Genomic DNA, 21,322 nt, shown 5'->3' on the forward strand with positions numbered 1-21,322 from the left:
CCATGGTGACATAGGATTCAACGCCGGATTCCTTCTTGAACGCCTCGTTATCCTCGATGATACGCTTATGCACGTCTTCAGCCCATATCCTTCCCCGTAAGTCAGAATAAGGCGCTGATGCACATTGCGGAGTCCGATCCGATGTACTAGAAGCCAATGCCAATGAATCGTCGTTAATCAATAAAGACCTCTGACTTTGGCCAGTGCCTTTATCAAAAATTCACTTCTATCCTTCGCTTTCGAGGATCTACTATTCAATCCACGATCTCTAAAGTGATCTTGTATACATAGATGCCCTTTTCGATTTTATATTCATCGTGAATATTTTTGGTCCATCCAGTATCTCCACCAAGACCTGCATGTTTGTAATCGATTTGAAGGAAAACAGAATCGGATGTGCCAAGCTGGTCCTCATAGGCGGCATTGTCATATTGTCCGATGCTGTACTGATGAATGTCAAAATGGAAGTGACCCGCCGAGGTAACTTTTACCTTGCGGTCATCCGCGGACACGTACAAATAACGGACATCTTCCTTGCCCCCGCACTCAACCGGCACGATGTAGGGAACATGCTGTTCTTCAACAGAGCTTTCGTAGATACCGACGAAGGCAGCCGTTTTACGGTCCGCATAGTTCTCCCATGGCCCGCGGCCATACCATTTGATACTCTTCCAGGCAGCAGGGAAGGCAAAGCTCAGACCGATTCTCGGTATAGTATCGACATTGGCATTATTCACGACAGTATTAGTAATTTCAATGCCTTTCCCGCCAATCGCATACTCCGTTCGTGTTTCAATGCATCCATGATACAGAGCATGAACCTGAATATTGACGGAAGCAGGCGCCGCATATACCCGGAGACGCTTGATCTCTTTCTGATCGGAGTCCAGCCCGAGGCTTCTCCAATCATCTGCATAGTTTAGCGTCTCACCAGGCACACCTGCGTCTATCCCCGTTGGCGGCCGATAGAAATTGTTCGCTCCGCCCGTAAAGTAGTCTTGATTATTGTATCTGACAGAAATGAACTCTGCCGTTTCTTTCGAGAAGACCACGTTCGTATTTTCATTATAAATATGAATCCGATCCGCAGCTTCTTCATATACCAGGCTCCCACTTTGAATATCCCCGGTATGTATTTTATATACGGAATCTTTCAACTCGACCTGGCATGCATAGATACAGGTTCCCTTATTTGCATAATAGGTGTCCTCTTTCAGATAAGCATAAAAATTCAGGAACGCTTCCCCAGAGATCTTGGTTGGATCGTATGGTGCCTGAAGTCTTTCGATAGCTCCGGCCGGCGTGTGTAATCGGGGTAATGTACCGTTTTCCACAACCTTCCCGTCGCAAACAAGTTCCCAACCGATGTCCAGGTGGCTTAAGTCCCGATGCGTATAATGATTATAAATTCGATAACTTTTATTACCGGGAACATCATAAGGCCGTTCAAAATAATCGATCTGGACGGGAGCTTGTACATTTTTAATTTCATAGGCAGCCGGTTTCAGCGTTAAATCCGGAAATACAATGCCGTTCAGGCACATATCGGGCGCGGAATCAATAATCTCTTCCTGGAAGGCGCCGCCATAAACATATTTTTTGTTCCCAGATTCATCATGCAAGGCAAGCGCTTTATCCTGGAAATCCCAAATGAAGCCGCCCTGAAACCGCGGGAATTTATAAATAAGGTCCCAGAATTCCTTGAAATTCCCGTTGCTGTTGCTTTTCGCGTACGCATATTCACACATAATAAACGGCCGCAAGTCATCGCTGCTCGTCATGCAATCCACGATCCAATCCTTCTGAGGATACATGGGCGCCATGATATCGGAAATATTGGCCGGAGGATTCAAGGACTCATACTGAACATATCTTGTTTTATCATATTCCTTCATCCACCCGTACATGGCAGCATGGTTCGCTCCGTAACCGGACTCATTTCCCAAGGACCACAGAATGATCGAGGGATGATTCTTATCTCGCAACACCATCCGTGCTGCACGTTCCATATAAGCATGCGTCCATTCGGGAGATGCGCTGAGCTGGCCGCCGATGCCATGGGTCTCAATATTGGCCTCATCCACAACATATATGCCCAGTTCATCACAAAGGTCGTACCATTCGACGGCATGCGGATAGTGACTCGTTCTTACCGCATTGATATTTAACGATTTCATGATCTTGATCTGCTCACTCATATACTCCGTCGACACCACGCGCCCCGTTTCGGGACAAAATGCATGAAGGTTGGTTCCGCGAATGATGAGACGTTTGCCGTTAATTTTCAATATCCCGGTGTTATCGATGCTGATTTCTCGGAAGCCGACATTTGCACTCTCGATGTCAACGACATTTCCGTCAGGGTCGATCATTTCCAATACCAATCTATAGAGGTAAGGAATTTCGTCGCTCCACAATTGGGGACTCTTAATGGTTTGTTTGACTTTCGCCACATAGTTGTCTTTCAGGTAGGATCTGAAATCCGCAAACTTCGGCGTCTCAAATTGCGTAACCAATTTCCGATCGCGATCATAAAGAGACAGACGCACGTGAGCTTCCCCATAACAGCTTGCTTGATTATTAGGATAAACCGTCACGGCTAATTCGGCATTGTCATAATCACCCGGGAAAAGCGTTTCGATTTTATAATCATGAATTCGCATTCGCGGTTTTGCATAAATCAGAACATCTCTGAAAATACCCGATAGATGCCAGTAGTCCTGATCCTCCAGATAAGAACCGGCTCCGAATCGCATCACCTGAACAGCCAAATGGTTTTGCCCCGTTTGGATGTAATCGGTAATATCAAAAGAAGCGTTAAGCTTGCTGTCCTGCGAATAACCGACGAACTTCCCGTTTAACCACAGATAAAAGCAGGATTCTACACCGGCAAAATCGATAAACAAATCTCTGCCGTTAAAATGTTCGGGAATTTCGAACGATAGGACATAACATCCGGTGAGGTTATCCTCCGGCACATAAGGCGGATTCAAAACAAATTCATCTTGCTTCAGTTGAATTTCGTGATGAGAGTCCGCCCCCTTCCGCGCAAAGGGATACTTAATATTCGTGTATATAGGTTTCCCGTATCCGAGCAACTCCCAGTTGGAAGGAACAGGGATATCATCCCATTTGGACACGTCATATGCAGGATGATAAAACTCATCAGTTACTACATCCGGAGATGAAAACGATTTAAATTTCCAAGTGCCGTTTAAGCATTTTACGTATTTTGACGCTCTCCGGTCGCCGCTTAGCGCCTGTTCCACGGTTTCGTATATTCCATACGGCTCATGCATGGGATGACGGTTCTTGTGAGCGACATGCGGATTCTCCCAGTCTCTGTTCAGCTTCATACGTTTCGAATAACCCCCTCATAAATTGTCTTAATTGGTTGTGCTATGAAAGTCGATACCCTTATAATATAAGGACAAGTCTTCATATAAAATGTTAGGTCTGGTAATTCATTTATCCATTTTGGTAGGTGCGGTGACGATATGAATTTCGATGCTATAAAAGAAAACGATGTCGTATACCGGTGTATCGGAGACGATTTCGACCAGGGCATTTTGTCATGCGGCTTTATGAGAAAAAGAACGGCAGAGCGCTCCCAGTATGACTTCAGGATCGGATATTACAGCTGTTTGTTGGTCCTGCAAGGCAACGGACGATTTATCTCAAAGGAAGGCACTGTTATTACAATGCAAGCAGGGGATCTGGTACAACGTTTGCCCGATCGTATGCACTCCACCGAAATCGAGCCGAATGGGGAATGGATCGAGTTTTATATCAGCATAGGTTATCCTGTCTATCATTACCTCAAAACGCTAGGCATCATAAATTCCGACCAAGAGGTGCAGCCGACACGACATACAAGCGATTTTTTGAATGAATTTGCCGCCCTGCTTAACTCTCTTAAAGCCGCTGTAGATGAAAGGCTCCCCTATTTGCTGATGAAAGCTCAAGAACTTATTATCCGTTTGCACGGCAGCGTACATCATATTCAGAGAGAGCACAATGATCATAAAATCTCAAAAGCTTGCCAACTAATCGGCGGCGCCAATGATATCCATTACGATATTAAGGATGCCGCAGCAGCCGTAAATATGGGCTATGAGAATTTCAGGAAGCTATTTAAAGCCACAACCGGAGTTTCCCCTCAGCGGTACCACATTGAACATTTAATGAAACAGGCCAAAATGATGCTCCTCTCCGGACTCCCCATTAAACACGTAGCCGTTAGTCTTGGTTATGGGGATATTTATTCCTTTACCAAGCAATTTACGAAATCGGAAGGAATGCCTCCAGGACGTTATATCCGTAACCGCCACAGATAAGCAAGAAACTAAGCAAAGGGCAGGAGGATCTTGCTTAACCGGATTCACTGACAGTCAAAAAAGGCGATACCGTCAAAGTTCGACTCGTGAACAATTCCAAGACTAATGATCATCCGATGCATTTGCATGGTCACTTCTTTCAAGTCCTAAGTAACAATGGAAAACCGTTAGAAGGATCCTCGATCATCAAGAATACATTAAATGTGAAGCCTGGAGAATGCCACGACTTGCATCATGCTTCCGCCGGCATGGTGACCGTTTTAAAATACACAGACTACAAGTCCGATTTCGTTGCGGATCCGAACGCTGGAAATATGCCAGAATAAATGTTAAAACGAAGAAGACGGCTTCTAGCCGTCCCCTTCACCCTTATACCGCCCTTGTCGAAGATTCTTTTTCCTAATGAGTTTGAATGTGTAGAACCAGACTTGCATTACTACAATAATAAACCTATCAAGTCAACATTAAGGCATGAGCCCAGTACAATACCGAACTCACGCCCAACAGGTTGCATAAAATATTTGTCCGACTTTACGGGGTCCCTTAATAATGTCCGGCTGCCTATTTTTTCAGTGACTCATTCCCTGCATGTCAGTCGACTTTGATTCTGAAGGTGACAACTCACTTTCTGTTACCCACATATGATTTTTCACCGGTGCCCCACCAGTTGTTGGAGTGTAATCAACCATGTATACAGTCGTTTGCTCAGCAGACACAATCTCAGCTGTTGCCCCCATCATGCCAGTCATATGATCAGCATCAAGTACAACTTGAGCACCTGGTTGTAAATCTTTTTCCCCAGCGTCTTTGATTTCCTGTTGAATTACCCATTTATGACCACTTACTTTTTCCCCACCATTTTTCGGTGTGTAATCCACTACATACGCTGTTGTTTTATAAGCTCCAACAATCGTTGCTATAGCACCTTTCATCCCAGGCATATGATCATCTTGTATAACAGCTTGACTTCCAGGTTTATAGGTAGGGTTTGTTTCTTCTTTTAAACCTGTCGGTACTTCACCTGAACCGGAATGATCCATTCCGGAATGCTGCATATTGGAATTTTCAGGGGATGTATTGTTCGAACTCCACGTGTTTTTTCCACATGCACTTAATACTGCAATCATTACAACAGCAATTATCAGTATCCATGTTCTTCTCATTCTGATTTAGCCTCCTAAAGATAAACAATAGTATCTTGGTTGAGAAAATCCTTTACAAACCGGATCATATTCAGATTTGTTAGAGTGTTATTGTCTCCACAAGTCATATAACAAGTGTAACCAGTACTTGTGAAGAACTTATGTAGAATACCAAAAGCAATACTAAGGAAGGTCATATTTTTTCGGAAGTCGGATCGTAATAACAGCCCCGTCCTTGTTCTCCGCCCACACTTGTCCCCCATGAGCGGTGACTAGTTTTTTAACAATCGATAACCCTAAGCCACTACCACCTGTTCTTCGGTTTCGCGACTTGTCAGCCCGATAAAATCGTTCAAATATATACGGTATATCTTCATTTTCAATACCACTTCCTGAGTCGTGTACGCGAATCAGCACATCATGTCCTTCTTCATAGGCTTCTACATGCACCTGTCCATTTGAAGGCGTAAATTTAAGAGCATTGCTAAGCAGATTGACCAATATTTGAGTCATTCGATTGTAATCGGAAAAAATTAGGATGTGTTGATTGCAGCGAAACGAGAGTTTCACCTCTTTTTCAAGGTAGGCAGCGGAAACGATCTCTACTACCTGTTGGATTAGAACATTCAATGATTCTTGTTTTCGCTCCAATTGAAACGCCGGTGAGTCCAAATGCGTCAAGTCTTCCAATTCAGCTACCATTTTTGTCAGCCGTTCAATCTCTTCATAGCAGGCGTGGATACGCTCAGGTGTTGGTTCCCATATCCCATCTTCAAAAGCCCTCATATGACTTTTAAGTGTGGCGAGCGGAGTTCTTAGTTCGTGAGCTATATCTTCAGTCATGATTACTCGGAGTTGCTCTTGTTTATGAAGCTGAGCAGCCAGTTCGTTAAGCGATAACCCAAGTTCAGCGAGTTCATCATCCCCACTGATAGCTATCCGCATATCGAGTTGCCCATTAGACATATGCTCGGCGGCCTTTTTCATATCTACAAGTGGCTTTGATATTCGTTTTGCAATATAAAAACCTATAAAGATTGCAAGAGCGATTGAACCGGCGAATGTCCAAATGATCGATTGTATTAGGGCTTGCTCCAAGTGATAATCCAATCGAGATACATCATGGTTCATTCCTGCTGCTTGGTCATGGAACATCGAAATATGGTAATGTGCTGCCCATAAAACACTTACCGTCGAGATAAGTAAAATACACACAGCCGTACCAATAATAATGAATGCAAGGCGGGTATGCAGTCGCTTATTCATGTTGTGCACCTGAAAAACGATAACCAGACCCGTAAATCGTAACGATATACTGGGGGTTTTTGGGATCCGACTCAATTTTATGGCGGATATTCTTTACATGCTGATCAATGGTACGGATATCACCTTCAAATGTATAACCTAGAACCTTATCAATTAATTCATCACGAGTAAAATTCCGCTGAGGATATTTGGCCAAAGCAAGCAGCAGCTTATATTCATTCGGTGTTAGATTAACGGGTTCGCCATTGCAAAAAACCATTTGTTTCAGGGAATCAATTTCCAAATGGCCATTATTAAAGGATAAGCGGTCGGCAAGCAGTTGACTGTCATCCGTTCGGCGCAAGATGGCCCTAACCCTGGCTACAACCTCCCGTGGATCAAACGGTTTTGTTAAATAATCATCAGCGCCAACCGACAATCCTTTTATCCGGTTGTTTTCTGAGACCTTTGCAGTAAGCATCAGAATAGGAATCGAATTCATCTTCCTGATCTTCAGGCAGACCTGTTCCCCTTCCATATCCGGAAGCATGAGATCCAATATTACAAGATGAACAGATGTGCGTTGCAGTGCCTGCAAGGCCTCACTCCCCGTTGCAGCTTCCATCGTCCGGAAACCCTCTTTTTGCAGATAAGACACAACAACATCACGAATTTTACTTTCATCATCCACTACCAAAATTGTTTTCAAACTTATTTACCCCTTAAAAAGAAGGATCTCCAAACGGTTCACTCTTCACGCTTTCGAACCCGATACAAAAGATAAACGATTATCAGAAAGAACATATAAATAAGGACTGTCCATATTACATTCCCCAGGTTGGTAAATAACTGATCGCCGACGAAAGCAAATACGAACATGACAGGTATTTTACCAATCAAAGTTGCTGCTACAAAGGTACTAAAACGCATGCGGCTTATTGCTGAATAAACGTTTACTAAAGCTGCAGGAACAAACGGAAGTAGTCGAGCAAGTAAAACCGCGATAAACGCATTTTTTTCTACAAGCTTGGTAAAATGGTCAATACGCTTGAATTTAACCAATAGCCGGTTTCCTTGTTCCTGGAACACGAACCTCACCATAATAAATTGGAGTGCAGCTGCAAGACTAGAACTTAATACATTGAAAAATCCTCCCCAAACGGGGCCATATTTAACTCCAATAATACCAGCAATTAAGCCATACGGTATGACAGGTATTAAGGCGAGCAATACAGCCCCACTAAATAACAAAGCAAGGTGGTCGGCATGATCGCCTTGCAGCCATCGAAGAATCTGCTCTTTGTACAGGATGATTAAGATAATCATGAAAATATAACTGAGAATTAGAAGCCATTTCTTCATAAGCAATTTGGCCTCCTAGCCATGTCCAGTTACTTTCTGTAATTCTTCTTTTGTAATCCGCTCGACGAATTTTGAAAACTTTTCTTTCTTTTTGCCCTGCTCTTGAAAGACCGTAATCAGGCGAGTAACAAGAGAAATGACTTGTTCCTCAGGAATTCCCGAAACGAAAAGCTCTCCAAGACGGGCTTTTATCCCCTTGGCTTCGCCGCCGACATAAACATCATACACCTTGTTCATTTTCACAACTGAGATGTCTTTAAGCAAAGGTTCACTGGTACCGAGTGCACATCCAGCATATCCGATTTTTAATGGACTTGGCACTTCTTTTCCAGCAATAGCTTGATCCAGTCTTTTTGCCAGATCTAATCCGGCATCTGCAGCACCTCTGCAAAAATTGCAGGTATTTAAATTTTTGGTATAGAATCCAGCTGGTTGAATGTCCAAACCAACCAGCCTCAATTGTACTTGTACGTCCTCAATTCGATTTTCATCCATTTCGATATACAATTGCTTAAAAGTGGTTAGTTCGATCTTGGCATCAGCTCCAACTATAGAACCAAGCATAGCGAGTTGTTCTGGTTTAAAGAGGGAGCCACCTTCCTCAAAGCCCGGAGATACTGCAAATTTCTTATACGCCAAACTTATCCACGCCCCTCTTATAATTTCATTCGTTGCAGACGGAGTGCATTAAGCACTACAGATACGGAGCTGAAGGCCATCGCTGCCCCTGCCAGCCACGGAGCCAAAAAACCAGCTGCTGCAATCGGGATACCGATCACGTTATAAGTAAGTGCCCAAAAAAGATTCTGCTTTATATTGGTCATCGTTTTTTGGCTCATCAAGATAGCGTCCGGAATGCTGTTTTAAGTCACCTCGCATCAGCGTCACATCAGCTGCTTCCATAGCAATGTCAATTCCAGTACCAATGGCCATACCTACATCCGCTGTTGCCAGTGCAGGGGCATCATTGATGCCGTCCCCAACCATAGCTACTTTTTTGCCAGCCTGCTGCAGTTTCTTAATTTCTACTGCCTTCCCTTCTGGCAAGACCTCCGCGAGCACCTGCTCAATCCCAACCTGTTTGGCGATTGCTCATCTATCGCAACCAGCATTGCCGTTTTTCCTGACTCTTCTAGAGCATACATTTGCTCAAAAGCCGCATCTGCCTGTATCTGATTATAGACCATCCATTTTCGTGTTCCGATAAGCACCTCTTTCCCACTCACGACAGAACGAATACCAAATCCCGGCACAGCTTCGAATGCTTCTGGATCTAATAGCGCTAGGTTCCGTTCCTGTACACCAGTAACGATGGCTTCTGCAAGCGGGTGTTCTGAGTTCTTCTCGGCTGTAGCTACGATAATAAGAAACTCTTCTTCCGAAATGGTTGACGTTATGATCACATCGGTAAGCTCAGGTTTGCCTTTCGTTACCGTTCCTGTTTTATCCAAGAATACTCACTTTATCGGGATTGTAAATTACTGATGCTTTTTCAAGGGCAAAGTTTACGTTGGCATCTGTAATGCCTTCCATTTTACTTAAACCTTTTTCTATTCGATTTGCACATGCAGCGCATGTCATACCCGATATTTGCAATGTCGTTTGTTTGTTTTGCTGCGCATCTGTACTTTGCATGATTCTCACCTCATATTTATTATACCCCCATAGGGTATGTTAAGTGGTAAAAATAAAGGCCACCGGCGGTGGCCAAGTTAATTAACCTGCAACATCATACCCTTGCTCTTCGATAGATGCTTTTATTTTATCGATCGACAATGTATTTTCATCGTAATTCACTGTAACTGTTATTTTTCAAGTCTACCTGAGCAGAAGCACCGATTTCCTTGATTTCTTTCTCAATAGAATTCATACAATGCTGGCAAGACATTCCGTTAACATTCAGTGTTGCTTCTTTCATTATTAATCCCTCCAACTGAATGAATCCGATTGGTAATCCAGCACACATCTATTTCGACTTTTTAAAAATCAGATCGAGCGCATTCTCTCTGGACCATCATACTTACCTCCTAAAACACACAGAGGTAAGGGATACCTCTCCCTTACCTCTGCCCAGGCGTACGGCATATGCCAATATGTGCTCCCTCGTGGGTCTCCACGTTTACGCCAGACACACATACCAAATGTTCACTGTAATTATAGTTAGAATATTCACTGAAGTAAAGATGATATTTTGGTTATCTTGCCCATCAGCTTAGCGACAAAAAGAGCATCTGCCGCGGCGGCAAACTGCTTCTGGATTATTGAACTAATATCCCTTTATATATCAACTCAATATATATTGACTCGATATATACTAATACGATATATTAGTTCCATCAAAACATACACTCGTCATATTCAGGGAGGCCGATACAACTCATGAACAGTCAGGATGTCATTTTGGGACTGCTGCACCGCCAGCCGCGATCCGGCTACGAAATCAAACAAATGCTAGAAATGCCGCTTTCCTTTTTCTTCGACGCCAGCTTCGGCACGATTTATCCGACGCTCGCGAAGCTGGAGACGCAAGGCTTCATCGTTAAGGAAAGCGTAATTCAGGAAGGACGTCCGAACAAAAACGTCTATTCGCTAACCGATGCCGGGAGAGCGCAATTTCAGGCCTATTTGGAATCGCCGATAGAGAAGGACGTGTTTCGCTCGGATTTTCTCGTTCGGATATTCTTTGGCGAGTACTTGGACGGCGACACGCTGATCGATTGGGTCCGCGACGAGATCCGTAAGTCGGAGGAGGACGGCGAGAAGATTCGCCAAATGCAAGAGCAGCTGCCCCCAGGCCTTCCGCCGGCGAAGACGCTCTGCCTGGACATCGGTGCCGAGTTGAACGCGGCCAAAACCCGAACGCTGCAGGAAACGCTGCGAAAGCTGACGGAGCAAAGCTAACACTGGCGCGGCTACGCGCAGGAGACAATGACCCGATTAAAAAATCAAACGAAGGAGCGAGAAAATTGTCCGTATCCAAAGCATCCAGACATACGGGACTGATCGTCCTGTCCATGGCGCTTGGCCTGCTGATGGCGTCGCTCGACAACACCATCGTGTCCGCCAGCGTCAACAAGGTCATCGCCAACATCGGTGGCTTCGATAAAATTTCGTGGGTATTCACCGCCTATATGCTTGCGGCAACAAGCACGATGCTCATTTTCGGCAAGCTGTCCGACCTGTTCGGACGAAAAAAGTTTTATCTCATCGGCATCGCCCTGTTCCTGATCGGCTCGGCTCTATGCGGGATGGCGCAATCAATTGATCAATTGATCTGGTTCCGCGTCATCCAAGGCATCGGATCCGGGTCCGTGTTTCCGATTTCCTTTTCGATTATCTTTACCTTGTTCGGCGACCCTAAACAAGCCGCCAAGCTGTCCGGTGTCATGGGCGCTGTGTTCGGCCTGTCTTCCGTCGCCGGTCCGCAGCTTGGTACCCTCATCTCGGAGCATTTCAGCTGGCGCTGGTGTTTCTATGTCAACCTGCCGATCGGCCTCGCGTCCATGACCGTGCTACTACTTGCCCTTCGCGAATCGAAAGCCGAGCGCAAGCCGCGAATCGACTACCTCGGCGCGTTGCTGCTGGTCGTAACAACCGTCTCTGTTCTGCTCGCGCTGGAGCTGGGAGGCAAAGACTACACTTGGGCTTCGTGGCAAATCATCAGCCTCTTTGCGCTTGGCGCGGTCGGTGCGATCCTGTTCCTGAGGGTCGAATCGAAGGCCGAGGAACCGATGCTGCCGCTCGCGATTTTTAAAAACAGGCTTGTTCTCGGCACCAGTCTCCTCTGCTTCTGCCAAGGGTTCATCATGTTCTCGGCCATCACATACCTGCCGCTGTACGCGACAAGCGTGCTCGGCAAAACAAATTCCAACGGCGTGCTGACGCCGATGATGGCTTCTTTAATTGGCGGCGCTATCCTGGCCGGCTTCTTCGCGGCAAAGTTCCGCTTTCGAACGATTATGGCCGTCAACATGACGCTCGGCGTCATCGCCTCCGCGCTGCTCATGAACCTTTCGCCCCACATGCCATACTGGCAGGTGATTGGCATCATGATTTTGCTCGGCCTCGGCGTCATTGGCCCTCTGATGAGCATGGCACAGAACGCTATCGCGATGTCCGTCGACCGAAAATACATCGGCATCTCATCCTCCGTTGTCGGCTTCTGGCGCAATATCGGCGGGGTCATTGGCGCTTCCATCATGGCGGTTCTCGTCAACACGAGCCTGAAAGACTCTTCGAGAGAGGCTATCGACAAATTCAAGATTCCCGCTGAACAGGCGGCGAACTTGACCAATCCGGAAACAGTGCTACGTGGCTCTTCCCAAATGCCTGCCGATCTCCTTGCCTTTATGCGACACGGCATCGGGAACGCCATCAGTCACGGGTTCATCCTGTCGCTCATCGTCATGGCCGCCGGCACGCTTATCGCCTTGACCGTTGGCGGCGCACGACTGCAGAAGAAACCCGAAATGGACGGAGAGCAGCCTGCCGTGACCCATTCGGCGTAACGCCTGCTTTCGCTTCATCAGCTATATGTCGAAAAATCCCTGCTGTCCAGTGAAAATAAAGTTTTAGACTTAACAACTTGATTTTAACGGGGCTTATGAGGTCAAAAATAGTTAGCTTCAGAAATTAAGTAATAGACTGGAACAAAAAATCAAACAGCGGCGGACCAAGACTGAAAAATAAAGTCTTAGACTGCCGCTGTTCTCATTAAACTAACGTTCCCAGTCCCTCGTTTTTAAAGGTTTATCTCACATATACTCACTCATTCGCAGGATTTCGTCACCTTGGATCATCTCCATCTCAGGAAACAACGCAGTTGATGCCGTATGAGGTGGTTGGCTGGGCATGCGGGTCAATGCCCTTACATTCCTTCGTTATACTTGTCCAAGGTGTGGAGACCGATAGCGTTTAGCGGACGGGTCGTAGCCCTTATGGAGAACGAACTCGGTCCTCGTGCTTTCTTTGTGAAATCCCGCGAATGAGTCAATATACGTGATACTTCTAACTTAAGCTGCTTCTGACCAGGTCAAGACGGTTTTCTCTGGCGTGAACTTTTCTCCTCGTTGAACAATACCGACTAGAATTCTTGCCAACATCCCTATGAGCTTAAATATGGATTGCTGCTTTTTTATCTTCTTTTCTTGTATATTATGCTCATGCAGATGGCGGAAAACAGGGTTATTCCAAACGAGTTGAACAGTTGCGAGATAGAGATATTTTCGCAAGGCAGAGTCTCCTCGCTTTGAAAGAACAATTTTACCTTTACACCTACCAGTTGAACTTTCAGCCAGATTTAAACCAGCCTTACGCATTACCTGACGTCCATGCGCATATTGCCTCAGGTCCCCAGTACCAGCTAAAATAGCCGCAGTGAAGATCTTCCCAAGTCCCTTTAAGGTACGAAGTTGCTGCGCCATAGGAATCTCTGAAAGCAGTACTTCGATGTCCATTTCAATCTGTTCAAGCATCGTAGTTACACGCTCAAATTCTTCAATGAGCCGTCTTAAATCTGCTTTTGCTTCCTCTGCAGCGGCTTGTTCTCCGACACTACATTTTGCTCGTGCGATAAGTTGTGCAGCCTTCTCGATCCCTGTTGAGCCACCAGCTCGCTGCATATGCACTCTCCAGGCGTCAATGACATCCGCTACTCTATAGTTCTCGAGATCCTGTGGGCATGGAAAGGTTATCTCGGTTTTCTTTGTTTCTCTTTGTTGTGGCTGGATTCACCATAACCACGTGTAACCCCTTATCCGATAACCAGTTGGCTAGGTTAAACCAGTAATGACCGGTTGGCTCCATACCGATTATGAGCCTCTTTAATCGTTGTTTTTGCAGTAACTCTGTCATCCAACGGTTCAATTTTTCAAAGCCTTCAATGCTATTTGAGAATGAGAGATGTCGTTTGGAAACCACGACTCCTCGGAAGTTCGTAGCTTGTGCCACATGCGTTTCTTTGGCCATGTCGATTCCTATGACAAGATGCGAGGTGGTAATTTGTTGAATGCGTTGATTTTGAGCATCTGATTGCTTAAACTTCATAGTAAGAGCGCCTCCTTGATGTGTTGTCGACAAACCCATCATAACGAGGCGCTCCTTTTTTTACAAAGCCCATTTCTTAGGCTCTACAGGAATGTTTAGCTTAACTTTCCAAGTCAGGAACTCTTACTTATTTTCCATTCCAATTCTCTCTAACTTAATAAATTCTCTTGAGAGCAATAAGCAAATCAGAAAGAAAACTAGAACTGTCCAAAAAGTGAATAAAGCAGGTTTTTGATAAAGCTGTTCCCAAAATGCCGGTTGTGTATCGAGCCGTGCGTTGAAGAACGGATCCCTTACCGAAAAAAAACAAAACTTAATGAGCTATCTTATGCTTTTGGGTTGGAGAACTTTTTCACGACTTCGATAGCGCGGTTGACCATGGCTTGCGCATCCTCAAGAGGAAGGGCTCCATTCGGATTAAACATACCTTGCTCGTCCAATTGCACAATGTTCAAAGCCAGTGCAGTTTGGATTGCGCCTTGGTTCAAGATATCGATGTTGCTGCCGTCTTTGACCTCCACCGGAATCAGATTGAAATTCGGCAGCTGACCGCTCGATTGGAGCGTGTGAATCAGGAGGTACGTGAACGACTGACGGTTCACGACAGCTTCTGGGTTAATTTTGATTTGCAGATTCGACCCTGCGGCTTGCTTAATCAATTGAACGGCTTGCTCCGCAGTAATCGCCGTACGATCATCGGTCGGCACCTGGTGATTCTTTAGGTAGGCTGTAGCTTTATCTGCGATCTCTTTGGCCTCGGCAACAGACAACTGAGCGTTCGGATTAAAGTTACCGGCTTGGTCCAAGCTGATGAAGCCAAGAGCCAGCGCCATTTGAATAGCACCTGATTTCGAAACATCCATTGCAGATGCATCTTTCACGTCAACGGGAACGACATTAATCATCGGCAGTTGGCCGCTCGTTTGGAGAGTGTGTACCAATAGGTAGGTGAACGACTCGCGAGTTACGATAGAGTTTGTATCGATTTTGATTTGCAGAGACGAACCGACAACTTGCTTGATCAGCTGAGCAGCTTGCTCCGGTTTGATCGACGTTTGATCGTTAGGCGTTAATCCATGACTGTTCAAGTAGGCTTTCGCTCTGGCTGTAATATTGCTGGCGTCTTCTAAGGAAAGCGAAGCTTTTGGATTGAATTTACCATTCTTATCCAAGGTAAGGAATCCAAGAGACAGTGCCATTTGAATAGCACCTGATTTCGATGCGTCGATTGCAGATGCATCTTTCACGTTGACTGGAACGACTTTAATCATCGGCAATTGACCACTCGTCTGAAGAGTGTGCACCAGCAAATAAGTGAACGATTCACGAGTTACGGCTGCCTTTGGATCGATCTTGATTTGCAGCGAAGCTTCTGGACCAACAAGCTCTTTAATTAATTGAACGGCTTGCTCTCCCGTAATCTTCTTGCCCTGATTCACCGGAGAAGAATGTGTTTTCAAATAATTCTGAGCATTGCCGACAGCTGACTGTGCGTCGGCTTTCGAAATAGAGGCTTTCGGATTAAATTTTCCGTGAGCATCCAATTTGATGATTTTATAGGACAAAGCGCGTTGGATGGCAGCAGCGTATTGTGGCGAAACTTTATCCTGATCTTTAAATTTGGTTACAACCGGCTTGATCAAAGGCAGCTTTCCTTGTGCCTCCATCGCTGTTACGAGCTTGTATGTGAACTGCTCGCGGGTCATTTGGTGATGAGGGTTATTGAACCCGGCAAGTAAATTGGTGTACCATGCGTTATTGTTCGAGTACTGAGTATTGAGCAACGAGTTCAGGTCCAAGCCAAACGAATGAAGCAATTGTTCAAGCTGGGCACCGGACGTTCCTGCGAACAGGTTATTTTGAAGCAATGCAGCTGTTTGAGCTGCGTTTTGCTCTTTAGCCGTTCCTTTCAGAGAAGCAGCGGATGTAATGTTTTGTCCGGCAAATCCGAACAACAGAGCAGCAGTGGTGGTGGATAGGGCAATCATCTTTAAAGAGTTTTTCATTTTTTTCACCTCTTGGAGTATATTCTTGCAGTTACATTCCCATAGACGTGATATATACTACAAAGGTTTCAGAAAATATAATTTCCTTTAAATGGATGAATGATTTATTACTATCTTTATATTATCTATACATTTCGAATAAATAACTGTAACTAGATCAGAAGAAGAAGTTTTATTAATAAAATTCAGTTTCTTTACTTAGATTGACGGATTCTCTTGAGGTCATCTTATTCGTCGCAATCTCATTGTTTTTCTGTCCTTATTTAACATTGTCCCCTATTTAATATATTTGATAGTTGAACTTGAAATGTTGGAGGTGATGCTGCTTTACAAGGAGCAATGCTGCATTCAAGCCCACGCTGATATAAACTCACTAAGATGATTAACTGCCCCTGATGCTCTGATTTGACAACTTCCTGTCTGATTGCCCCAATAACTTGCTCCCATTGAATAACCACTTCCATTGTAACTACTCACATGACTTCCCTTTGCAAGATGCATTTCTAGACCCCCGCGCAACGTCTTTCATGTGCATACAGATTACAAGAGCGTCTTTAATCTATGCATTGTTGCCAGATGTTTTACCTCTGGATAGGATGCTTGCCATCTCGCTCGTTGCCGTTTCTTGGCATACCATCTTGTTATTCGCTGTAAGATGTACCAGTCCAACTTCGCCAGTTTCTTTTGGCTATGGGCCGTGTAGTAGTAATTCCGCCAGCCTTGGATCTTAGGATTTAACCATGTAACATGCTCTTTAAAGGAGTACTTTCTCATGCTAGGCGGTGCAAGTCGTTCTTTCACCACTTCACGAATTCGCGCTTCCGCTTTTGTTGTTAGCCATTGCTTTGTCGTGTAGTAAACTTGTGCTTTAGACGTTTCCGCTTTGGTTTTACGGAAGCAATCAATGCAAGTTCTTATCCTAAATCGGGAATGAATACAAGAGCTTCATAAAGCTTCATTTGCATTCGATAATACCAAGCGGATTAGGCGTATCCATCAAGGCGGCACACGCTGTGGGCCAAGCGGTGTCTTCAGGGTAGAGTGCGGTGCGGAGATAGGACCAGACGAGCGCTCGCAGCGTAGCCACGCGTTCGGGATTTTCGTCGGTCGTTTCCTTCGCGTCGTACGCAGCCACCCCACCTAGCCCGTGCTCCGCTCCGAACAGCGTCAGCAGGCATTTGGGGCCGGGGCTCAGGAAATACGCATCAGAACGCCAATTCTTGCGATCGGAAAAGGCGGGGCTCCAATCGTTCTCACCAACGACGACGAGGGCTGGCGTTGTCATTGTGGCGAAGCTAGTTGTCCTCAAGACCGGGTAGTGCTCTGTTGCGAACACGGCGAGGTCCTCACCTTTGCCTGGCGCAGCCAATAGTACACCAGCCTTGATCCGAGGGTCGGCTAAATTCACTTCCGTTCCGTCTGCCGGATCAGTAACCCCCTGACCACACAACATGCCTACCGTATGCCCGCCCATTGAATGCCCGACTGCGGCGATCCGGCTCCGGTCTAGGCGCCCACCCAGCCCTGGAACAGCAGCCTCGATTTGGTCGAGGTAATCGAGAATGTAGCGCATGTCCTCGGCTCGGGACCGCCAAAACAACGGTGCCTCTTGGTTATCCGATTCACGCAGGCCCAGCGCCTTCGAGTCCAAATGAGTAGGCTGGATAACGACAAAGCCGTGAGCTGCCCAGAAGTTTGCGAGAGGCCCGTAGCCGTGTAGGGAAGAGACGAAGTTCGAAGGCCCGTGGCCGTGCGACAGAAGAATCACGGGCAGGCCACTCCCCATCGAGGGCGCGGAGACCTTGATCTGCAAATCCACAATCCGCCCCGGGACCGACAGTACAACGGGGCTGAAGGTTATAACAGAAGTGGGATCGTTGACAAGAATACCGACAGCTTCATTGAACGGATTTCTCATGGAACGCTTTCCTTTTGGGTTCGACTGCATTAGTAACACTCTCCTTTTTAAAGACCATCCTTTTTTTAGGATGGTCCCTTCTTTGAGATCGTTTTGATCAATCTTACTTGGATTCAATCCGACCTAACGGATTGGTACTCTGCTCCAGAGCTTTGCGGGCTTCCAGCCAGCTGGAATTGTCGAGGTCGAGCGCATCGCGAAGGTACGACCAAGTGAGTTGCCGGAGAAAAGCAACTCGTTTGGGGTTCTCGTCCGTCGTTTCCGCTACGTTATACCCGGAGATTCCGCCAAGCATATGTTCTGCCCCGAAGAGGGTGAGTAGGCTCTTGCTGCCCGGGCTCAGGAAGTAGGGATCTGTGAACCAGTCCGGCCCCCGAGTGGACAGATGGGATTGGTCATGATCCCCGGCGACCACAAGAGTCGGCGTCCTCATATCAGAGAAGCTCGGGTTCATGAATGGGAAGCGCTCTGCCGCGAACGGACTCAAGTCAGCTCCACCAAGGCCAGTCGTGGAAAGCAATACGCCCGCCTTTATCCGCGAGTCAGACATGTCCTCTCCCGGTTCGCCATGGGCATCGAGGACTCGTGCACCAAGCAGCATGCTCACCGTTTGGCCTCCCCAGGAGTGTCCGGATGCGGCGATGCGGCTTCGGTCGAGACGACCGCTGAGGCCTGGAACGGAAACTTCAATAAGATCAAGTTGGTCAAGGATGAGCTTCAGGTCTTCGACGCGGAAACGCCAGACCAGTGGTGTACGGGAATCGTCAGGAGGAAGATTCAGCGTCCTCGAGTCGAGATGGGTAGGTTGAATGACCACGAAGCCGTGAGCAGCCCAGTAGTCGACTAACGGACCGTAGCCGTCCATCGACCAACCAAAGCCGTGCGAGAAAATAATAATTGGCAATTGGCTACCCGTCGCTGGCGCTGATACCCGCACTTGTAAGTCTTCCCCTCGGTCTGGGGCTGACAGCACTATCGGCTTAAACGAGATAACTGGAGTAGACGTACTTACGTTCATTTCCATAATAGATGTTCCTTTCTTGGTCTTCTCAATATTAGTTTGGTTGACATGTCAACCTTTAGCAACAGTAACACATTGAAGTTGACGCGTCAACTATGCTATGATGATTACATGGATAAAAGCAAACTTAACGAAGAAGAAATTCAATTATGGTATAAGTGGAAAGGCTCCTTTCACAACATCTTCGGTCGCGTAATAAAAGAGATGTCCGATCACACGGGACTATCAGAGGGCGATTATGGAGTACTGGATCGGTTAGACCTTCTGGGGAACGGCAGCCTTCGCCAACAAGAGCTGACCGAATCCATGGACTGGGATAAGAGTCGATTATCACATCATCTGACGCGGATGGAGAAACGCAAGCTTGTGATGAGGAAGCCACTGGACACAGATCGCGGTGTTCAAGTCATCATCACTCCCATTGGCAAATCAGCTTTAAATGATGCCCGTCCCATCGTCTCCATGGCCATACGCAAGCATTTTCTTGATCACTTAACCGCTCAAGACGTGGAGTCGATTACGAAGCTGGCAGATAGAACAAAAAAAGGGTCCAGCAGCATCTTATAATGTCCCGACGCCATGACCACGTATTTCTAAGCAGATATATTAAACGTGAATTAAACCGGCCCCTTCCACCAAAACGATGGAGGGGTTTTTGTTTTCCAAAAGCAAACAACCCCCTCAAGGTACCTCAACATTCTCTGACTTTAAAAGCAAGCAGGTGCTCTTAGAAAATTTATAATACACGCTTCAAGTTCCGTAAGGTGGCGAGAAATAGAACGTAAATAACGCCCAATATGGGCGTTTCAGATGTAGACAAATTCCTTTGTTCCTATGTGGTTATTGAAGATAACTGGCTGTAATAAACGTAATATAGCTGACAATCAGAGCAGGCAACTTTCTCATGGTCATAATCTAATAACGTCTCCCGATAGCTTAATCTCCTCAGCCAACTTTAAATGCTGAACTTTTAGCGCCCTTCCCAAGTAACATCTTGAGACAGAATTTTGACCTTTCCCACATCATGAGAACCCATAAGTATAAACTCTATACTCCCATCTTCAGCATTTATTCTTACCTCAAGAATTTCATTACTGTTAATCAAAAACGATGGCGGTTCAATTTGAAGTAATTCTACAACACTAAATGTCATTATTCCTTCCTGTATTTCGGTCTCGGTAGTATCATGTTTTTTTCTCCACTGGCATAATTCCAGCTTTAATTGAACCTTTTTCTCATCGTGCAAGTATTCAATTTGCTCTACAATGCTATCGTGTAAGTCGTAAGTTTCCAATAACTCTTTTGGCTTAACTATAATCGCCTCCTACAGCAACGATGCTTGCTGTGTAGAAACACATGGCATCCTTGCCTTGTTCTGAACTAACGTTTCCCGTCAGCTCAGTAATATTTAATTCAACAATCAACTTTTTGTTTTAGACCAAATTTGCCTGGCAACCTCCATACAATTTTCTATTTTAAATGGTTCACCAAAACTTTTCTCAAAAATCATTTGTATCCGATGACCTAATTCATCAACAGAGGTTACGTCGTGAATACTTTCAATTACTTTTTTAATTTCACTTTCAAATTCATCATCTGGTGCGTGCGGCAACAAACCGTATGGATTCCACAAATTAATAGCATTTGTTACAACTGTCTTGATATTATCATCTATCATTGTAATCATCCTGTTCTTCAAATTCATTTTATTTGAAGCATTAGACAACCGAATATACTATGTAATAAAGTTTGTTACTCGACTATTCAAATATTGTTCGCCGTTAACTCAACCATCTGAGGCATTCCATAATATAATCGAGTTATTTGAATGGATAACACAATCAATTGCTTCTTGTAATGAGTCGTGAAGTGTATCGCTGATAACATTCCAATCAACATCACATGAAAATAGATAAAAACGATTGTCTCCATCATATTGAGCTATTGCCAAAGCCGTTACAGTAACCTTTTCCTCATGTTCTTGATAGAAAACGTAGCCATAGTCATTTGTAATTTGATTATCAGTATAATACAGAACTTTTGCTCCATCTAATTCAATTGGTACAGTCATGTAACACACCTCCTGACACACTCTCATAATACCATATATTGGAACTAACCTCCCTCTATGGAGAATCGTTATTCTCTTAAATTCGCTTGTTTTCGTAGGTTTTGAACCTTTTTCTTTCGTGACAGACAACCGCTGAATGGAATAAGGTTGTAGAAGATGTAGAATATGGGGCGAA

The 21,322-nt window shown here is 45.4% G+C and carries 21 protein-coding genes, 2 pseudogenes and 1 riboswitch; of the genes and pseudogenes, 5 read left to right on the forward strand and 18 right to left on the reverse strand.

Annotated features, from left to right (window positions below; all coding sequences use genetic code 11):
• Nucleotides 1-254 precede the first annotated feature (254 nt).
• Nucleotides 255-3,356: a glycoside hydrolase family 2 TIM barrel-domain containing protein gene (locus tag M3194_RS30450; RefSeq protein ID WP_251657898.1), complete on the reverse strand. Its 3,102-nt coding sequence runs from the start codon at nucleotides 3,354-3,356 to the stop codon at nucleotides 255-257.
• 141 nt (nucleotides 3,357-3,497) lie between these two features.
• Here M3194_RS30450 and M3194_RS30455 point away from each other — a divergent pair, with 141 nt between their 5' ends.
• Together M3194_RS30455 and M3194_RS30460 are read left to right on the forward strand one after the other, a co-directional pair.
• Nucleotides 3,498-4,337: a helix-turn-helix domain-containing protein gene (locus M3194_RS30455; RefSeq protein WP_251657899.1), complete on the forward strand. Its 840-nt coding sequence runs from the start codon at nucleotides 3,498-3,500 to the stop codon at nucleotides 4,335-4,337.
• 41 nt (nucleotides 4,338-4,378) lie between these two features.
• Nucleotides 4,379-4,663, forward strand: a pseudogene (locus M3194_RS30460) (multicopper oxidase domain-containing protein); the annotation flags it as partial.
• Between the two features lie 243 nt (nucleotides 4,664-4,906).
• Here M3194_RS30460 and M3194_RS30465 read toward each other — a convergent pair.
• The 8 genes and pseudogenes from M3194_RS30465 to M3194_RS30500 all read right to left on the reverse strand — a co-directional run bounded on the left by M3194_RS30465 (nucleotide 4,907) and on the right by M3194_RS30500 (nucleotide 10,004).
• Nucleotides 4,907-5,500, reverse strand: a complete 594-nt coding sequence (locus M3194_RS30465; RefSeq protein WP_251657900.1) for a YdhK family protein — start codon at nucleotides 5,498-5,500, stop codon at nucleotides 4,907-4,909.
• A 162-nt stretch (nucleotides 5,501-5,662) separates the two neighbouring features.
• Nucleotides 5,663-6,745 carry a sensor histidine kinase gene (locus M3194_RS30470; RefSeq protein ID WP_251657901.1) on the reverse strand — a complete coding sequence of 361 codons (1,083 nt, stop codon included), beginning with the start codon at nucleotides 6,743-6,745 and terminating at the stop codon, nucleotides 5,663-5,665.
• On the reverse strand, nucleotides 6,738-7,433 hold the full coding sequence (locus M3194_RS30475; RefSeq protein WP_251657902.1) for a response regulator transcription factor: 696 nt from the start codon (nucleotides 7,431-7,433) through the stop codon (nucleotides 6,738-6,740). Before M3194_RS30475 ends, M3194_RS30470 begins: the two co-directional genes overlap by 8 nt.
• 38 nt (nucleotides 7,434-7,471) lie before the next feature.
• On the reverse strand, nucleotides 7,472-8,086 hold the full coding sequence (locus M3194_RS30480; protein ID WP_251657903.1) for a TVP38/TMEM64 family protein: 615 nt from the start codon (nucleotides 8,084-8,086) through the stop codon (nucleotides 7,472-7,474).
• Between the two features lie 15 nt (nucleotides 8,087-8,101).
• Complete coding sequence (locus M3194_RS30485) at nucleotides 8,102-8,725, reverse strand: NAD(P)/FAD-dependent oxidoreductase (protein ID WP_251657904.1); 624 nt, start codon at nucleotides 8,723-8,725, stop codon at nucleotides 8,102-8,104.
• A 17-nt stretch (nucleotides 8,726-8,742) separates the two neighbouring features.
• Nucleotides 8,743-9,543: pseudogene (locus M3194_RS30490) on the reverse strand (HAD-IC family P-type ATPase); the annotation flags it as partial.
• Entirely contained in the window at nucleotides 9,530-9,721 is a 192-nt protein-coding gene (locus M3194_RS30495; RefSeq protein WP_311292456.1) for a heavy metal-associated domain-containing protein, read from the reverse strand. The pseudogene M3194_RS30490 and the gene M3194_RS30495, both read right to left, overlap by 14 nt.
• 148 nt (nucleotides 9,722-9,869) lie before the next feature.
• The gene (locus tag M3194_RS30500) at nucleotides 9,870-10,004 is read right to left on the reverse strand and encodes a heavy-metal-associated domain-containing protein (RefSeq protein WP_397334397.1); all 135 of its coding nucleotides are present in this window, start codon (nucleotides 10,002-10,004) and stop codon (nucleotides 9,870-9,872) included.
• A 143-nt stretch (nucleotides 10,005-10,147) separates the two neighbouring features.
• Nucleotides 10,148-10,228, reverse strand: a riboswitch (ZMP/ZTP riboswitch).
• A gap of 237 nt (nucleotides 10,229-10,465) precedes the next feature.
• Here M3194_RS30500 and M3194_RS30505 point away from each other — a divergent pair.
• Both M3194_RS30505 and M3194_RS30510 read left to right on the forward strand, forming a co-directional pair.
• Nucleotides 10,466-10,987: a PadR family transcriptional regulator gene (locus M3194_RS30505; RefSeq protein ID WP_251657905.1), complete on the forward strand. Its 522-nt coding sequence runs from the start codon at nucleotides 10,466-10,468 to the stop codon at nucleotides 10,985-10,987.
• A gap of 65 nt (nucleotides 10,988-11,052) precedes the next feature.
• Nucleotides 11,053-12,594, forward strand: a complete 1,542-nt coding sequence (locus tag M3194_RS30510) for an MDR family MFS transporter (protein ID WP_251657906.1) — start codon at nucleotides 11,053-11,055, stop codon at nucleotides 12,592-12,594.
• A 504-nt stretch (nucleotides 12,595-13,098) separates the two neighbouring features.
• Here the strand turns inward: M3194_RS30510 and M3194_RS30515 are convergent.
• The 6 genes from M3194_RS30515 to M3194_RS30540 all read right to left on the reverse strand — a co-directional run bounded on the left by M3194_RS30515 (nucleotide 13,099) and on the right by M3194_RS30540 (nucleotide 19,079).
• The gene (locus M3194_RS30515; RefSeq protein WP_251657907.1) at nucleotides 13,099-13,707 is read right to left on the reverse strand and encodes a transposase; all 609 of its coding nucleotides are present in this window, start codon (nucleotides 13,705-13,707) and stop codon (nucleotides 13,099-13,101) included.
• A 34-nt stretch (nucleotides 13,708-13,741) separates the two neighbouring features.
• Entirely contained in the window at nucleotides 13,742-14,131 is a 390-nt protein-coding gene (locus tag M3194_RS30520) for an IS110 family transposase (RefSeq protein WP_251657908.1), read from the reverse strand.
• 326 nt (nucleotides 14,132-14,457) lie between these two features.
• Nucleotides 14,458-16,137 (reverse strand): S-layer homology domain-containing protein, encoded by a 1,680-nt coding sequence (locus M3194_RS30525; protein WP_251657909.1) that lies wholly within the window; start codon nucleotides 16,135-16,137, stop codon nucleotides 14,458-14,460.
• 540 nt (nucleotides 16,138-16,677) lie between these two features.
• On the reverse strand, nucleotides 16,678-16,941 hold the full coding sequence (locus tag M3194_RS30530) for a group II intron maturase-specific domain-containing protein (RefSeq protein ID WP_311292457.1): 264 nt from the start codon (nucleotides 16,939-16,941) through the stop codon (nucleotides 16,678-16,680).
• A 151-nt stretch (nucleotides 16,942-17,092) separates the two neighbouring features.
• Nucleotides 17,093-18,085, reverse strand: a complete 993-nt coding sequence (locus M3194_RS30535; RefSeq protein WP_251657910.1) for an alpha/beta hydrolase family protein — start codon at nucleotides 18,083-18,085, stop codon at nucleotides 17,093-17,095.
• 73 nt (nucleotides 18,086-18,158) lie between these two features.
• Nucleotides 18,159-19,079, reverse strand: coding sequence for an alpha/beta hydrolase family protein (locus tag M3194_RS30540; RefSeq protein ID WP_251657911.1), 921 nt, complete (start codon nucleotides 19,077-19,079; stop codon nucleotides 18,159-18,161).
• A gap of 108 nt (nucleotides 19,080-19,187) precedes the next feature.
• On the opposite strand from M3194_RS30540, the gene M3194_RS30545 reads away from it, so the two are divergent.
• A complete protein-coding gene (locus M3194_RS30545) occupies nucleotides 19,188-19,643 on the forward strand; it encodes a MarR family winged helix-turn-helix transcriptional regulator (protein ID WP_251657912.1) in 456 nt (151 codons plus the stop codon).
• A gap of 403 nt (nucleotides 19,644-20,046) precedes the next feature.
• On the opposite strand, the gene M3194_RS30550 is transcribed toward M3194_RS30545, so the two are convergent.
• The 3 genes from M3194_RS30550 to M3194_RS30560 form a co-directional block, all read right to left on the reverse strand.
• Nucleotides 20,047-20,370, reverse strand: a complete 324-nt coding sequence (locus M3194_RS30550; protein ID WP_251657913.1) for a hypothetical protein — start codon at nucleotides 20,368-20,370, stop codon at nucleotides 20,047-20,049.
• Between the two features lie 126 nt (nucleotides 20,371-20,496).
• Entirely contained in the window at nucleotides 20,497-20,754 is a 258-nt protein-coding gene (locus M3194_RS30555; protein WP_251657914.1) for a DUF1871 family protein, read from the reverse strand.
• 108 nt (nucleotides 20,755-20,862) lie between these two features.
• On the reverse strand, nucleotides 20,863-21,147 hold the full coding sequence (locus M3194_RS30560) for a hypothetical protein (RefSeq protein ID WP_251657915.1): 285 nt from the start codon (nucleotides 21,145-21,147) through the stop codon (nucleotides 20,863-20,865).
• Between the last annotated feature and the right edge of the window lie 175 nt (nucleotides 21,148-21,322).

The organism is Paenibacillus glycanilyticus (genome assembly GCF_023715145.1).
Lineage (GTDB): Bacteria > Bacillota > Bacilli > Paenibacillales > Paenibacillaceae > Pristimantibacillus > Pristimantibacillus glycanilyticus_A.

Bases quoted from the DNA above. Each gene is read 5' to 3' on its own strand.
- M3194_RS30450 (WP_251657898.1), bottom strand. From the start codon at position 3,356: ATGAAGCTGAACAGAGACTGGGAGAATCCGCATGTCGCTCACAAGAAC.
- M3194_RS30455 (WP_251657899.1), top strand. From the start codon at position 3,498: ATGAATTTCGATGCTATAAAAGAAAACGATGTCGTATACCGGTGTATC.
- M3194_RS30465 (WP_251657900.1), bottom strand. From the start codon at position 5,500: ATGAGAAGAACATGGATACTGATAATTGCTGTTGTAATGATTGCAGTA.
- M3194_RS30470 (WP_251657901.1), bottom strand. From the start codon at position 6,745: ATGAATAAGCGACTGCATACCCGCCTTGCATTCATTATTATTGGTACG.
- M3194_RS30480 (WP_251657903.1), bottom strand. From the start codon at position 8,086: ATGAAGAAATGGCTTCTAATTCTCAGTTATATTTTCATGATTATCTTA.
- M3194_RS30495 (WP_311292456.1), bottom strand. From the start codon at position 9,721: ATGCAAAGTACAGATGCGCAGCAAAACAAACAAACGACATTGCAAATA.
- M3194_RS30500 (WP_397334397.1), bottom strand. From the start codon at position 10,004: ATGAAAGAAGCAACACTGAATGTTAACGGAATGTCTTGCCAGCATTGT.
- M3194_RS30505 (WP_251657905.1), top strand. From the start codon at position 10,466: ATGAACAGTCAGGATGTCATTTTGGGACTGCTGCACCGCCAGCCGCGA.
- M3194_RS30515 (WP_251657907.1), bottom strand. From the start codon at position 13,707: ATGCAGCGAGCTGGTGGCTCAACAGGGATCGAGAAGGCTGCACAACTT.
- M3194_RS30520 (WP_251657908.1), bottom strand. From the start codon at position 14,131: ATGAAGTTTAAGCAATCAGATGCTCAAAATCAACGCATTCAACAAATT.
- M3194_RS30525 (WP_251657909.1), bottom strand. From the start codon at position 16,137: ATGAAAAACTCTTTAAAGATGATTGCCCTATCCACCACCACTGCTGCT.
- M3194_RS30535 (WP_251657910.1), bottom strand. From the start codon at position 18,085: ATGCAGTCGAACCCAAAAGGAAAGCGTTCCATGAGAAATCCGTTCAAT.
- M3194_RS30540 (WP_251657911.1), bottom strand. From the start codon at position 19,079: ATGGAAATGAACGTAAGTACGTCTACTCCAGTTATCTCGTTTAAGCCG.
- M3194_RS30545 (WP_251657912.1), top strand. From the start codon at position 19,188: ATGGATAAAAGCAAACTTAACGAAGAAGAAATTCAATTATGGTATAAG.
- M3194_RS30555 (WP_251657914.1), bottom strand. From the start codon at position 20,754: ATGATAGATGATAATATCAAGACAGTTGTAACAAATGCTATTAATTTG.
- M3194_RS30560 (WP_251657915.1), bottom strand. From the start codon at position 21,147: ATGACTGTACCAATTGAATTAGATGGAGCAAAAGTTCTGTATTATACT.